Here is a 13,814-nt window from a genome sequence, read left to right as displayed (position 1 = left end):
CAGCAGACAGGAGACCCCTCGTGACCGTCGTCGGGCCGTTCGGGCTGAGCGTGCGGGACCAGGCTCTGGAAGCCGATGTCCAGGCCGGATTGACGGCTGTCGAGGAAGGCTTGCTCGAGGCCACCAAGAGCGAGGTCCCGTTCATCACGGAGGCCGCGCAGCACCTCGTACGGGCCGGCGGGAAGCGGTTCCGGCCGCTCCTCGTGATGCTCGCCGCGCAGTTCGGGGACCCCTACGCGCCCGGCGTGGTGCCGTCGGCCGTGGTCGTGGAGCTGACCCACCTGGCCACGCTGTACCACGACGACGTCATGGACGAGGCCTCCGTGCGGCGCGGGGTGGACAGCGCCAACACGCGCTGGGGCAACTCCGTCGCGGTCCTCACCGGCGACTTCCTCTTCGCCCGCGCCTCCCAGATCCTCGCCGACCTCGGCCCCGAGGCGGTCCGGGTCCAGGCCCTCGCGTTCGAACGGCTGGTCACCGGCCAGATCCTGGAGACCGCGGGCCCCTCGGACGGCCGCGACCCGGTCGAGCACTACCTGGACGTGCTGGGCGGCAAGACCGGCTCCCTGGTGGCGGTGTCCTGCCGGTTCGGCGCCATGATGTCCGGCGCCGACGAGAGGGTCGTCGACGTGCTCACCCAGTACGGCGAGCGGCTCGGGGTCGCCTTCCAGCTCGCGGACGACGTCCTGGACATCGCCTCCGACGCGCGCGAGTCCGGCAAGACCCCGGGAACCGACCTGCGCGAGGGCATCCCGACGCTGCCCGTGCTCCGCCTGCGCGAGCGCGCGGCCCGACGGGGGCTGCCCGAGGACACCGCGCTGTGCGAACTGCTCGACTCCGACCTCGGCGACGACGCGCGGCTCGAGGAGGCGTTGGCCGCGCTCCGCGCCCACCCCGCGCTGGAGCAGGCCCGCCGCGACACCGTCCGTTACGCGGAGGAGGCGCGCGCCGCGCTGGCCCCGCTGCCGGAGTGCGACGCCAAGGCGGCGCTGCTCGAACTGTGCGACGCGGTGGTGCACCGGGCCGGCTGAGCCCCTGACCGCGGCCGAGGGCGGTGCCTCCCCCGACCCCTACGGGTCGGGGGAGGCACCGCCCTCGGGTGTCATACCCCAGGCGTACACGGACTTGGTGCCACGGTCTGACGCTTCCTCACGGCCGATTTGGTCATATGGAAACCACGGAAATCACCACTCCTCACCGATTCGGGTGAGAATGGCGGCTCAGGTGGACCAGTGTGGGGACAGCCGCCGCCGACGACGGAGGTAAGGCACAGATGGCACCGTACGAATCCGACGACGCGATGGGCGCCGCACGTGACGAGGACCTGCCCACCGGACGCCGCAAGGCCGCCCGGTACGTGGTCCCGGTCGCGGTGGTGGGGGTCGCGGCGGCCACGATCGGGCTGGTCCCGGCGCTCGCCGACTCCGGTGACCCCGATCTTCCGAAGATCACCGCGCAGCAGCTCGTCGACAGGATCGCCAAGTCGGACGTGCAGCGGTTCTCCGGCACGGTGAAGGTCAGCACCGACCTCGGGCTGCCGAACCTCGGCGGCCTGGCGAACGGGCTGGCGTCCGGCGCGGCCGGAGGCGGCGACGGCTCCTCCGCCGACCCGCGGTCCAAGCTCACCGAGCTGGTATCGGGCACGCACACGCTGCGCGTGGCCGCCGACGGACCGGACCGGCAGAAGCTGTCGCTGCTGGAGAGCGGCTCCGAGTACAGCCTCATCCACGACGGCAGGGACGTCTGGGGCTACGACAGCAAGAGCAACGAGGTCCACCACTCCACGACCGCCGGCTCCCGCGGGCAGCACCGGGCGGAGCGGCCGCCGGCCACGCCCGAGGACTTCGCCGCCGAGGCACTGAAGGCGGTCGACGACACCACCTCCGTGACCGTGGACGGCACCGCGCAGGTAGCCGGACGCGACGCCTACAAGCTGCTGATCAAGCCCCGGCAGTCCGGCACCACGGTCGGCGCCGTCAGCATCGCCGTGGACGCGAGGACGGGCATGCCGCTGAAGTTCACGCTCACTCCGAGGAGCGGTGGCGCCGCCGTGCTCGACGCGGGCTTCACCCAGGTCTCCTTCGCCAGGCCGGCCGCCTCCACCTTCGACTTCACCCCGCCCGAGGGCGCGAAGGTCACCGAGGAGAAGGGGCACGGAAGGGCACCGGAGCACGCCCCCGAGGGCGGTGGCGACCTCGCCGACGGCCTGGGCGGGGCCACCGTGCTCGGCGAGGGCTGGACGTCCATCGCCCGCTTCGACACGGGCGGCCGGGGCGGCGCGCCGTCCGGCGACCGGGGCGGTGCCCTCGGCGGCTTCCTCGACTCGCTCGGCGACCAGGTCTCCGGCAAGTTCGGCAAGGGCACGGTGTTCTCCACCCGCCTGGTCAACGCCCTGATCACCGACGACGGCAAGGTCTACGCCGGCGCGGTGACCAAGGACGCGCTGGTGAAGGCGGCGAACGCGGGCAAGTGATCCTCCCGGGCACGGGCGGGCAGGAGCGGGCACGGGAGACCGAGAGGGAGCCGATGGGCGAACAGTCCGCCGCGGGGCGTCCCGCCGGGGACGCGCCGGAGCAGGTCATCGCCACGCACGGCCTCACCAAGCGCTACCGCGGCGGACAGCTCGCCGTCGACGGTCTCGACCTGACCGTCCCGGCGGGCAGCGTCTTCGGCTTCCTCGGTCCGAACGGCTCCGGCAAGACCACCACCATCCGGATGCTGCTGGGCCTGATCGAGCCGACCTCGGGCACGGCCCGCGTCCTGGGCCGGCCCATGCCCCGGTCCGCCCGCACCGTGCTGCCCCGGGTCGGCGCGCTGATCGAGGGCCCGGCGCTGTACGGCTTCCTCTCGGGCCGGGACAACCTGCTGCGCTACGACGCCGCGGACCCGACGGCCGACCCGCGCACCCGGCGCGCCCGCGTCGCGGCCGCCCTGGACCGGGTGGGTCTGACGGCCGTGGCCGGCAAGAGGGCGAGGGCGTACTCGCTGGGCATGAAGCAACGCCTCGGCCTGGCGGCCGCCCTGCTCCGGCCGCGCGGACTGCTCGTGCTGGACGAACCCACCAACGGGCTCGACCCGCAGGGCATGCGGGAGATCCGCGCCCTGGTGAAGGAACTGGCGTCCGACGGTACGACCGTGTTCCTGTCCTCCCACCTCCTCGACGAGATCGAGCAGGTCTGCACGCACGCGGCGGTGATGGCGCAGGGCCGCCTGATCATCCAGGGCGCGGTCGCCGACCTGGCCGCCGGGGCGCGCGGCCGGCTGGCGGTGAGCACCCCCGATCCCGCCGAGGCGGCCCGGGTGCTGAAGGAGCAGGGCGTCGCGGCCGTGGTCGCCGACGGCGACCGGGTGACCGGCGAGCCGCCCGAGCGGGACCTCGCCGAGGTGAACGCCGCCCTGGTGGCCGCGGGCGTCCGGGTGCGGGGCTTCACCCTCGAACGGGCCTCGCTCGAGGACGCGTTCGTGGCACTGACCGGGGAGGGATTCGATGTCGCGGGCTGAGGCCCCCGGGGCGCCGGCGCGGCGTGGACCGGGTCCGCTGTGGAGCGTCGGACTCCTGCGCAGCGAACTGGTCACCACCCTGCGCCGCTGGCGCACGCTCGCGCTGCTCGCGGTGCTGGCGGCGGTGCCGGTACTGGTCGGGATCGCGGTGCGGATCGAGACGCGGGGCGGTCCGGGGGCGGACGGCGGGGGCGGCGAGGGGCCGGCGTTCATGGCCCAGATCACCAACAACGGCCTGTTCCTGGTGTTCACGGCGCTGGCCGCGACCCTGCCCTTCTTCCTGCCGATGGCGGTCGGCGTCGTCGCGGGCGACTCGATCGCCGGTGAGGCCGGTGCCGGCACCCTGCGCTACCTGCTGGTCGCCCCGGCCGGCCGCACCCGGCTGCTGCTCGTCAAGTACGCGACCGTCCTGGCCTTCTGCCTGCTGGCCACCCTGGTCGTGGCCGTGTCCGCGCTGGCCGTCGGAGCGCTGCTGTTCCCGCTCGGTGACCTCACGACCATCTCCGGCACGAGCATCACCTTCGCCGAGGGCCTCGGCCGGGCGCTGCTGATCGCGCTGGTCGTCGCCGCCTCACTGGTCGGTGTCGCGGCGCTCGGCCTGTTCGTGTCCACCCTCACCAACAGCGGCATCGCGGCGATGGCGACCACCGTGGGCCTGCTCATCACCGTTCAGATCCTCGACCAGATACCCCAGCTCCACGCGGTGCGGCCGTACCTCTTCCCGCACTACTGGCTGTCCTTCGCCGACCTGGTGCGCGACCCCGTCTACTGGGACGACCTGGTGAGGAACCTCGGCCTCCAGGCGCTGTACGCGGCCGTGTTCGGCTCGGCGGCCTGGGCGCGGTTCACGACGAAGGACATCAGCGTCTAGTGCGGTGTCGGCCAGGATCCGCCCCCGGGCGCCGCGGCGGGTCGAACCCCGGCCGATGCGGCACCAGCCGTGTTCGGCGGGGGTCCGCCCCCTCGCGCGGACCGCGACCGACGCGGCACCGGCTTTCCTCGGCCGGCTCAGGCCTGCTGATAGGGGAAGCGGGCGAGGGGGGCCTCCCGTGCGAAGAAGGTCTTGGCGCGGGTGAGCGCTTCGGCGTCCCCGGCCACGTCCCCGGGCGCGCTGCCGTTGCCGAGCAGCACACCGCCGAAGCGCATCCCCAGGTAGGCGGCCGAGTTGTTGAGCGTGCCGACGAGCGGGTCGGCGACCGACGGCTCACGGTCCGCCCGGGCCGAGACGCCCCACAGGGTGCGCCCGGCCATCGTCGCCCTGAAGTCGATCCCCGGAGTGCGCAGCCAGGCCGACCAGTGGTCCAGATAGCGCTTGGTGTGACCGGAGACCGAGTACCAGTACAGCGGGGAGGCGATCACCAGGTCGGTGGCCCCCAGGGTGGCGTCCAGCAGCAGACCGGCCGGGGTGTCCGGGGCCGGCCGTACGTGCGCGGTGTCGTGCCGCAGGTCCGTGAAGTCGGGCAGCGGGCGGTCGATGAGGCGGATCCAGCGCTGCTCGACGTCGTCGGGGAGCTGCTCGGCGGCCGCACGGGCCAGCAGCTCGGTGTTGCCGTCGGGCCGGGCACTGCCCAGGACGAAGAGGAAGCGGCGGCTCATGGATCCCCCGTGATGGCTGATGTCGGACCGCGAATAAGGGCGTGTGCATTTTATGCATACGCAAGCAGTTGGTTTCAAGAGCCGGTTCCGGGGTTCCGGGCCGCGGCTGGTGCGAGGCTGTGACGCCGTGGTGACGCGGGAGCCGGGCCGAACGGACACACTGGTCGGCAGGACGCGTACGGACCGGATCGTGGCGCCGGGGGAGTGAGGGAACCGATGTCTCGACTCAGCTTCGAGAAGAGGCGGGCGCAGCAGCCCGTGGCACACCCCGCGGCGGTGGCCGTCCGGGTGTCCGGCACGGGCAGTGCCTCCGTGGGCGGGACGGCGGTCGTCGCGGAGCCCGGTCAGGAGATCCAGCAGGCCGTGCTGAACCACCTCCAGCGCCTCGCCATCAGCCTGGGCACCCCGATACGCGCCACGATCCACAACGACCGGGCCGGCTGCGTGGTCCCGCTCGAAGTCTCGGCGGACGGCTCCAGCCGCGTCGCGGGGGACCCCGTGCGCATCGCCGCGGGGACCGGCGCCGACGGCCCCGGTGCCGGGGTGGCCGGCCCGGTCGTGGTGGCCCCCGCTCCGGCGCGGGCTCCGCAGGGCCGGTTCGGACCGCCGCCGGTCATGGGTGCCGTACCCGGCGCGCGGACCGCGTCCGGAACCCGGGCACCGGCTCCCGTCCCCCCGTACGGGCCCCAGACCATGCCGCCTGCGCCTGCGCCTGCGCCCGTGTCCGTGCCCGCGCCTGCTTCCGAGCCCGCGCAGCGCCCCGAGCAGGCGGACCCGGCATCCGCGCGGCACCCCGGGGGAGTGCTCGCCGTATCCGCGCCTCACTCCGGGCCGGCCGGGTCACGGCCCGTCCGGGCGCTCCTGCCCGCGGCGGCGACCGGGTCCGTCCCGGCGGCGCCCGCGCACGACCCCGAGTCCGCCCCGGCCTCGTCCCCCACCCCCACCCCCACCCCCGCCCGCGGCTTCGACGCCGTGGCCGAGGAGGTGCTCGGGGACACGCCCGTGACCGAGACCGCGGAGGGGGCCGAACTGCTCACCGAGCCGATGGCGCGGATCAACGAGGCCGTACGGGAAGGCCGTATCGAGGCGGCCGCGGAGCTCGCCGACCGCACGGTCGCCGAGGCCTCCGCGGTACTGGGCCCCCACCACCCCGAGGTGCTGCACCTGGGCGAGCTGACCGCCTACATCGCCTATCTCGCGGGCGACCCGGTGCGCTCCTTCCAGCTCTCCCTGGACCTCGCGCGGCTGCGCCGGCAGGCGTACGACGCGGAGGCGGCCTACGGCAACGTGCGCAGCGCGGCCACCGCCTGGCGCGCGGTGCGCGACCCCGAGGCTGGGCTGCGGCTGGGCCGCGACCTCATCGGCCTGTGGACGGACCTCACCACGGAGCCCGGACCCGCGTCCGGCGACCCGGAGCCGCTGGAGTCGGCGCGCTCGCGCATGGTCCGCCTGGCCGACCGCGCGGCCGGGGCGGCGCGGGCCTAGTCGCGACGCCCGGAGGACACTGTCGCCGCACCGGACGAGAGCCCGAGTGCACCCGGTACGAGGGCTTCCGGCCGGCACGCCGGGAGAGCGCCCACCGGACACCGCTCCTCGACGGGCTGACCCCGGCCTACGCGGCTGGACGGCCGCCCGGACCGACGGCGGCTAAGCGACGCAGAACTCGTTGTCCTCCGGGTCGGCCAGCACGACCCACTCGCCGGCGGGCTCCTTCACCTCGCGGAGCACCCGCGCGCCCAGGGCCTCCAGTCGGGCGACCTCGTCCGCCCGGCGCCCGTCAGCGGCGTGGACGTCGATGTGCAGCCGGTTCTTGACCGTCTTCGCCTCCGGGACACGCTGGAAGAGCAGCCGCCGGCCCTTCCCGATGCCGGTGTCCGGGTCGTAGGGGTCCTCGGGGTGCCGTACGGCGATCAGGTCCCGGAAGGCGGGCCGGCCGTGGTATTCGACGGTGGCCGCGCCGGGCAGCGCGCCGAGGGCCAGCAGGCGTTCGACGAGCGCGCTGTTGTCCTCGGCCTCGTAGTGCAGCGCGGCGGCCCAGAAGTCCGCCTGGGTGTGCGGGTCGGCGGCGTCGATGACGAGCTTCCAGTGCAGCGGGGCCGGAGCGGGTGCGGATGCGCGCGTGTCTGTGGACATGCCCACCACTTATAGCCGCCCGCGCGGGCCCGCACCGGTGATCGGCCTCAACCGACGCGGGGGACGTCCACCCGAGCGGGGTCGGCGGCCTCGACGAGCGGCGACACGGCGACCACCCGGGACCTCCGGGCGGTGTGCAGGGCGTCCCAGGTGAGCAGGCCCAGCGCCAGCCACACCAGGGCGAAGCCGGCCCAGCGCTCGGGCGGCATCGCCTCGTGGAAGTAGAGGATGCCGAGCAGGAACTGGAAGACCGGGGCCAGGTACTGCAGCAGTCCCAGCGTGGACAGCGGCACCCGGATCGCCGCCGCGCCGAAGCAGACCAGTGGCAGCGCGGTGACGACGCCGGTCGAGGCGAGCAGCAGGGAGTGGCCGGCGCCGGCGGTCGTGAAGGTGGACCCGCCGTTCGCACCGAGCCAGACCAGGTAGCCGAGCGCGGGCACGAACTGGACGGCGGTCTCGGCGGCCAGCGACTCGACGCCGCCGAGGGCCACCTTCTTCTTCACCAGCCCGTAGGTGGCGAACGAGAACGCCAGGCAGAGCGAGATCCACGGCGGCCGGCCGTAGCCGACGGTCAGGACCACGACGGCGGCGAGGCCGACCCCGACCGCGGCCCACTGCGCGGGCCGCAGCCGCTCCTTGAGGAGCAGCACGCCCATCGCGATGGTCACCAGGGGATTGATGAAGTACCCGAGGGACGCCTCGACCACGTGGCCGGAGTTCACGGCCCATATGTAGACGCCCCAGTTCACGGTGATGACGGCGGCGGCCACCACGACCAGCGCCAGCCGCCGGGGCTGCCGCAGCAACTGACCGGCCCAGGCCCAGCGGCGCACGGCGAGCAGGGCGGCGCCGACGAGGACGAGGGACCACACCATGCGGTGGGCCAGGATCTCCATGGCTCCGGCGGGCTTCAGCAACGGCCAGAACAGGGGGACCAGGCCCCACATCCCGTACGCGGCGAAACCGTTCACCAGGCCTGTCCGGTGCTCTCCGCTGGACGTCCCGGCCATGGGCCCCTCCTTCTCGCCTCAGCCACGTGTGCGAGGAAGAAGGTAGCGCCGGGCGGGCCCGTCTGTCATGCCCGTATCGCCATACGGTCATGACAGACGGGCGCGCCGGTCTCGTGGGGATGCGTGCGGCGGGGTTCAGGCCGCCAGAGCGGCGGCGACGGCCTCGGCGAGCGGGGTGGTCGGACGACCCGTCAGGCGGGAGAGGTCGCCGGTGGGGACGACCAGTTCGCCCTTCTCGATCGAGGCGTCCACCCCGGCCAGCATCGCGGCCAGCGGCCCGGGCACCCCGGCGCCGGCCAGGACGGACTCCAGCGTCTGCACCGGAACCGGGGTGTAGCCGATCTCCCGGCCGGTCTGCCGGCTCAGCTCGGCCGCGTACTCGGCGAAGCTCCACGCCTCGTCGCCGCCCAGCTCGTAGGTGGAGTTCTCGTGCCCTTCGCCGGTCAGCACCGCCACCGCGGCGGCCGCGTAGTCGGCACGGGAGGCCGAGGAGACCCGGCCGTCGCCGGCGGCCTGGACGACCACGCCGTGCTCCAGCACCGGGGCGAGGTTCTCGGTGTAGTTCTCGTGGTACCAGCCGTTGCGCAGCAGGCTGTAGGGCAGGCCGGAGGCGAGCAGCGCCGCCTCGGTGGCGCGGTGGTCGTCGGCGAGCGCCGCCGAGAGGGTGCCCGGGGCGCTGGTGTACGCCAGCAGCGCGACGCCGGCGGTCCGGGCGGCGTCGATGACGACCTGGTGCTGCCGGGCCCGGCCCCGGTCGAACTCGGTGCCGGAGACCAGCAGGACCCGGTCGCCGGCCTGGAACAGGCCGTCGAAGGTCTCGGGTGCGTTGTAGTCGGCCACGGCGAGCCGGACCCCGCGGCCGGCGAGGCCGGCGGCCCTCGCCTCGTCGCGCACGACGGCGGTGATGTCCGCGGCGGGAACCCTCTCCAGCAACTGCTCCACGACGTGGCGGCCGAGGTGTCCGGTGGCTCCGGTGACGACGATGCTCATGGTGTGCGGTCTCCTTGTGGGTGCGTCCGTCGGTGACTCCGTATGTCTGCCACTAACCCTAAGAAAGGCGCTAACCAAGCGAAAGTACCCACTTTGGAGTAAGGTACTGGCATGGGAGTAAGTGAGAGGGTGGCCGCCGCGGAGGCCGAGGCCCAGTGCCCGTACCGCCTCGTCCTCGAGCACCTCACCAGCCGCTGGGGAGTTCTCGTGCTGATCGAGCTGCTGGAGCGGCCGTACCGCTTCGGCGAGCTGCGCCGGGCGATCGGGCGCTACGGCGGCCGGGGGGTGAGCGAGAAGATGCTGACCCAGACCCTGCAGACCCTGGAGCGCGACGGACTCGTCCACCGGGACGCCAAGCCGGTGATCCCGCCCCGTGTGGACTACTCGCTCACCGGTCTCGGACAGGAGGCGGCGCGGCAGGTCCGTTCCCTCGCCCGGTGGACGCACGAGCGCATGGACGAGGTGGAGCGGGCCCGGCTGGCATACGACGAGGCCCGGGACCTCGGGTCCCGGGCCTCCTAGTGCCCGAACGGGACGCTCGTCACCCGACGACCGTCCAGGTGTCACCGCCGGCCAGCAGGGCGGACAGGTCGCCCTTGCCGTGCTGCTCGATCGCCGAGTCGAGCTGGTCGGCCATCTCGGTGTCGTAGACCGGCCGCTCGACCGAGCGGAACACGCCGATCGGGGTGTGGTGCAGGGTGTCGGGGTCGGCGAGCCGGGAGAGGGCGAAGGCGGTGGTGGGGGACGCGGAGTGGGCGTCGTGCACCAGGACGTCCGCCTCGTTCTGCGCGGTCACCGTCACCACCTTCAGATCGCCGGTCTGCCCGTCGCGCACGACCCCGCGCGACCCGTCGGCGCCGAAGCGGATCTGCTGCCCGTGCTCCAGGCGGATCAGGGCCTCCTCGGCCCGCTGCCGGTCCTTCAGGGCGTCGAAGGCGCCGTCGTTGAAGATGTTGCAGTTCTGGTAGATCTCGATCAGGGCCGTGCCCGGGTGGTCGGCGGCCGCACGCAGCACCTCGGTGAGGTGCTTGCGGTCGGAGTCGATGGTCCGGGCGACGAAGGACGCCTCCGCGCCGATCGCCAGGGAGACGGGGTTGAACGGGGCGTCCAGCGAGCCCATCGGCGTCGACTTGGTGATCTTGCCGATCTCGGAGGTCGGGCTGTACTGGCCCTTGGTCAGGCCGTAGATCCGGTTGTTGAACAGCAGGATCTTCAGGTTGACGTTGCGGCGCAGGGCGTGGATGAGGTGGTTGCCGCCGATCGAGAGGGCGTCGCCGTCACCGGTGACCACCCACACGCTCAGGTCGCGGCGGGACGCGGCGAGGCCGGTGGCGATCGCCGGGGCGCGGCCGTGGATGGAGTGCATCCCGTAGGTGTTCATGTAGTACGGGAAACGGGAGGAGCAGCCGATGCCGGAGACGAAGACGATGTTCTCCCTGGCCAGCCCGAGTTCGGGCATGAAGCCCTGGACCGCGGCCAGGATCGCGTAGTCGCCGCAGCCCGGGCACCAGCGCACCTCCTGGTCGGACTTGAAGTCCTTCATCGACTGCCGCGCCTCGGCCTTGGGGACCAACTGCAGCAGTCCGTTGGTGGCGTCAGTCATCGATGGCCTCCTTCAGCGCGGCGGCGAGCTGTTCCGCCTTGAACGGCATGCCGTTGACCTGGTTGTACGAGTGGGCGTCGACCAGGTACTTCGCCCGGACCAGGGTGGCGAGCTGTCCGAGGTTCATCTCGGGGATCACCACCTTGTCGTAGCGTTCGAGCACCTCGCCCAGGTTGCGCGGGAAGGGGTTGAGGTGGCGCAGGTGGGCCTGCGCCACGGCCTCGCCGGCGGTGCGCAGTCTGCGCACCGCCGCCGTGATGGGCCCGTAGGTGGACCCCCAGCCGAGGACCAGGGTGCGAGCCCCGTCCGGGTCGTCGACCTCGATGTCCGGGACGTCGATGCCGTCGATCTTGGCCTGGCGGGTGCGGACCATGAAGTCGTGGTTGGCCGGGTCGTAGGAGATGTTGCCGGTGCCGTCCTGCTTCTCGATGCCGCCGATGCGGTGCTCCAGGCCCGGTGTGCCCGGGATCGCCCACGGCCGGGCGAGGGTCTGCGGGTCGCGCTGGTACGGCCAGAACACCTCGGTGCCGTCGTCCAGGGTGTGGTTCGGGCCGGTGGCGAACCGGACCCGGAGGTCGGGCAGTTCGTCCAGGTCCGGGATGCGCCAGGGCTCGGAGCCGTTGGCGAGGTAGCCGTCGGAGAGCAGGATCACCGGCGTGCGGTAGGTGAGCGCGATCCGGGCCGCGTCCAGGGCCGCGTCGAAGCAGTCCGCGGGGGTCTTCGGCGCGACCACGGGAACCGGGGCCTCGCCGTTGCGGCCGTACATCGCCTGCAGCAGGTCGGCCTGCTCGGTCTTGGTCGGCAGGCCGGTCGACGGGCCGCCGCGCTGGATGTCGACCACCAGCAGCGGCAGTTCCAGCGACACGGCGAGACCGATCGTCTCGCTCTTGAGGGCGACCCCGGGACCGGACGTGGTCGTCACGGCCAGCGAGCCGCCGAAGGCCGCGCCCAGCGCCGCGCCGATGCCCGCGATCTCGTCCTCGGCCTGGAAGGTCCGGACACCGAAGTTCTTGTGCTTGCTCAGCTCGTGCAGGATGTCCGAGGCCGGGGTGATCGGGTACGAGCCCAGGAACAGCGGCAGATCCGCCTGCTGGGAGGCGGCGACCAGGCCGTAGGCCAGGGCCAGGTTCCCGGAGATGTTGCGGTAGGTGCCGACCGGGAACGCCTTGGTGGCCGGGGCGACCTCGTAGGAGACCGCGAAGTCCTCGGTCGTCTCGCCGAAGTTCCAGCCGGCCCGGAAGGCGGCGATGTTCGCGGCGGCGATGTCCGGCTTCCTGGCGAACTTGCTGTTCAGGAACTTCTCGGTGCCCTCGGTCGGCCGGTGGTACATCCAGGACAGCAGGCCCAGGGCGAACATGTTCTTGCTGCGCTCGGCCTCCTTGCGGGAGAGGTCGAACTCCTTGAGCGCCTCGACCGTGAGCGTCGTCAGCGGCACGGGGTGCAGGTGGTAGCCGTCGAGCGAGCCGTCCTCCAGCGGGGAGGCGGCGTAGCCGACCTTCTGCAGGGCGCGCTTGGTGAACTCGTCCGTGTTGACGATGATCTCGGCACCGCGCGGCAGGTCGCCGATGTTGGCCTTCAGGGCCGCCGGGTTCATCGCGACCAGCACGTTCGGCGCGTCGCCCGGGGTGAGGATGTCGTGGTCGGCGAAGTGGAGCTGGAAGGAGGAGACGCCGGGCAGGGTGCCCGCGGGGGCGCGGATCTCGGCGGGGAAGTTGGGGAGGGTGGAGAGGTCGTTGCCGAAGGACGCGGTCTCCGAGGTGAAGCGGTCACCGGTGAGCTGCATGCCGTCACCCGAGTCCCCCGCGAACCGGATGATCACCCGGTCCAGGCGCCGCACGTCCTTCGCTCCGCCCGGTTTGCGCTGCTCTCCCACGACGGCCGCGTCGGCCTGCTCCGCTGGGCTGCTGACCTGGCTGGTCACTGAACTGGACCTCCTTCGAGGCGGCTGTCCGGGGAATGGTCGTCCCACGGACCATCCCAGAATCAACCCTACGTCGCTCAGGGTCGCCCTCCGGCGGCCATCCGCATGATGGACGGCGTTTCAAGACGTCCCGTCGCGCTGGATTCTCATGGTTCCTCGCGCCGCTCAAGCAACGGTCAACCGGCTCGCCCGTGCCTGTGCGCCTTTCGGGTTCCTTCCTTCGGCCCTCCTCCACCCGGGTACCGACTCCACAGAAGCCGGACCGACTGACACCCTGCTGACAAGTGTCGGTCCGTCACGAGTTCAGATAGGTCAGAACGGCCAGAACACGCCGGTGGTCGCCGTCGCTCGGGGACAGCCCGAGCTTCAGGAAGATGTTGCTGACGTGCTTCTCCACGGCCCCGTCGCTGACCACGAGCTGCCTTGCGACGGCCGAGTTCGTCCGGCCCTCCGCCATCAGGCCCAGCACCTCGCGTTCCCGCGGGGTGAGCCCGGCGAGCACGTCCTGCTTGCGGCTGCGCCCGAGCAACTGCGCGACGACCTCCGGATCCAGCGCCGTACCGCCGCCGGCGACCCGCACCACCGCGTCGACGAACTCCCGCACCTCGGCGACCCGGTCCTTGAGCAGGTAGCCGACGCCCCGGCTGGAGCCGGCCAGCAGTTCGGTGGCGTACCGCTCCTCCACGTACTGCGACAGCACCAGCACACCGAGCCCCGGATGCGTCCTGCGCAGCCGAACGGCCGCCCGCACCCCCTCGTCGGTGTGGGTCGGCGGCATCCGTACGTCCGCCACGACCACATCGGGCAGGTCACCCTGCGCGTCCAGGTCGGCGATGGTCTTGAGCAGCGCCTCCGCGTCCCCGACGCCGGCCACGACGTCGTGCCCGCGGTCGGTCAGCAACCGGGTCAGGCCCTCCCTGAGCAGCACCGAGTCCTCGGCGATGACCACCCGCACCCTGTTCTCCACGATCTCCCGGCCCCCCACAGCCCGACCTTCCGACGGCGTCTCGTTCGGGGGTCAAGCATTCCAGCTTTCGGGGCGGCGCGCCCAGGAGCGGGG

At 72.7% G+C, this 13,814-nt stretch carries 13 protein-coding genes; 6 read left to right on the top strand and 7 right to left on the bottom strand.

From position 1 onward, the window contains the following. Positions 1-20: 20 nt before the first annotated feature. The 4 genes from MXD57_RS14785 (at position 21) to MXD57_RS14770 (ending at position 4,372) form a co-directional block, all read left to right on the top strand. Positions 21-1,031: a polyprenyl synthetase family protein gene (locus MXD57_RS14785; RefSeq protein ID WP_250401878.1), complete on the top strand. Its 1,011-nt coding sequence runs from the start codon at positions 21-23 to the stop codon at positions 1,029-1,031. 242 nt (positions 1,032-1,273) lie between these two features. Then, positions 1,274-2,473 (top strand): LolA family protein, encoded by a 1,200-nt coding sequence (locus MXD57_RS14780; protein WP_250401877.1) that lies wholly within the window; start codon positions 1,274-1,276, stop codon positions 2,471-2,473. A 53-nt stretch (positions 2,474-2,526) separates the two neighbouring features. Further along, on the top strand, positions 2,527-3,501 hold the full coding sequence (locus tag MXD57_RS14775) for an ABC transporter ATP-binding protein (RefSeq protein WP_250401876.1): 975 nt from the start codon (positions 2,527-2,529) through the stop codon (positions 3,499-3,501). After that, complete coding sequence (locus MXD57_RS14770; RefSeq protein WP_250401875.1) at positions 3,488-4,372, top strand: ABC transporter permease; 885 nt, start codon at positions 3,488-3,490, stop codon at positions 4,370-4,372. Before MXD57_RS14775 ends, MXD57_RS14770 begins: the two co-directional genes overlap by 14 nt. Positions 4,373-4,509: 137 nt before the next feature. Here the strand turns inward: MXD57_RS14770 and MXD57_RS14765 are convergent, their stop codons facing one another. Beyond that, positions 4,510-5,097, bottom strand: coding sequence for a flavodoxin family protein (locus tag MXD57_RS14765; RefSeq protein WP_250401874.1), 588 nt, complete (start codon positions 5,095-5,097; stop codon positions 4,510-4,512). Positions 5,098-5,313: 216 nt separating this feature from the next. On the opposite strand from MXD57_RS14765, the gene MXD57_RS14760 reads away from it, so the two are divergent. Further along, positions 5,314-6,582, top strand: coding sequence for a tetratricopeptide repeat protein (locus MXD57_RS14760; protein WP_250401873.1), 1,269 nt, complete (start codon positions 5,314-5,316; stop codon positions 6,580-6,582). Between the two features lie 162 nt (positions 6,583-6,744). On the opposite strand, the gene MXD57_RS14755 is transcribed toward MXD57_RS14760, so the two are convergent. The 3 genes from MXD57_RS14755 to MXD57_RS14745 all read right to left on the bottom strand — a co-directional run bounded on the left by MXD57_RS14755 (position 6,745) and on the right by MXD57_RS14745 (position 9,230). Next, positions 6,745-7,230 carry a VOC family protein gene (locus MXD57_RS14755; protein ID WP_250401872.1) on the bottom strand — a complete coding sequence of 162 codons (486 nt, stop codon included), beginning with the start codon at positions 7,228-7,230 and terminating at the stop codon, positions 6,745-6,747. 47 nt (positions 7,231-7,277) lie between these two features. Beyond that, positions 7,278-8,240, bottom strand: a complete 963-nt coding sequence (rarD, locus tag MXD57_RS14750) for an EamA family transporter RarD (RefSeq protein ID WP_250401871.1) — start codon at positions 8,238-8,240, stop codon at positions 7,278-7,280. A 135-nt stretch (positions 8,241-8,375) separates the two neighbouring features. Then, positions 8,376-9,230 carry an SDR family oxidoreductase gene (locus tag MXD57_RS14745; protein WP_250401870.1) on the bottom strand — a complete coding sequence of 285 codons (855 nt, stop codon included), beginning with the start codon at positions 9,228-9,230 and terminating at the stop codon, positions 8,376-8,378. 111 nt (positions 9,231-9,341) lie between these two features. Between MXD57_RS14745 and MXD57_RS14740 the strand changes: the two genes are divergently transcribed. Next, positions 9,342-9,752, top strand: a complete 411-nt coding sequence (locus MXD57_RS14740; RefSeq protein WP_250401869.1) for a winged helix-turn-helix transcriptional regulator — start codon at positions 9,342-9,344, stop codon at positions 9,750-9,752. A 19-nt stretch (positions 9,753-9,771) separates the two neighbouring features. Here MXD57_RS14740 and MXD57_RS14735 read toward each other — a convergent pair whose 3' ends face one another. From MXD57_RS14735 to MXD57_RS14725, 3 genes are all read right to left on the bottom strand, one after another. Further along, the gene (locus tag MXD57_RS14735) at positions 9,772-10,833 is read right to left on the bottom strand and encodes a 2-oxoacid:ferredoxin oxidoreductase subunit beta (protein WP_250401868.1); all 1,062 of its coding nucleotides are present in this window, start codon (positions 10,831-10,833) and stop codon (positions 9,772-9,774) included. Next, positions 10,826-12,754 (bottom strand): 2-oxoacid:acceptor oxidoreductase subunit alpha, encoded by a 1,929-nt coding sequence (locus MXD57_RS14730; RefSeq protein ID WP_250401867.1) that lies wholly within the window; start codon positions 12,752-12,754, stop codon positions 10,826-10,828. Before MXD57_RS14730 ends, MXD57_RS14735 begins: the two co-directional genes overlap by 8 nt. 295 nt (positions 12,755-13,049) lie before the next feature. Next, positions 13,050-13,709 carry a response regulator transcription factor gene (locus tag MXD57_RS14725; protein ID WP_308290770.1) on the bottom strand — a complete coding sequence of 220 codons (660 nt, stop codon included), beginning with the start codon at positions 13,707-13,709 and terminating at the stop codon, positions 13,050-13,052. Positions 13,710-13,814 lie beyond the last annotated feature (105 nt).

It is taken from the genome of Streptomyces cellostaticus (assembly GCF_023630175.1).
In the GTDB taxonomy this organism is placed as follows: Bacteria; Actinomycetota; Actinomycetes; order Streptomycetales; family Streptomycetaceae; genus Streptomyces; species Streptomyces cellostaticus_A.
This window is presented reverse-complemented; position numbering and strand designations above follow the sequence as displayed.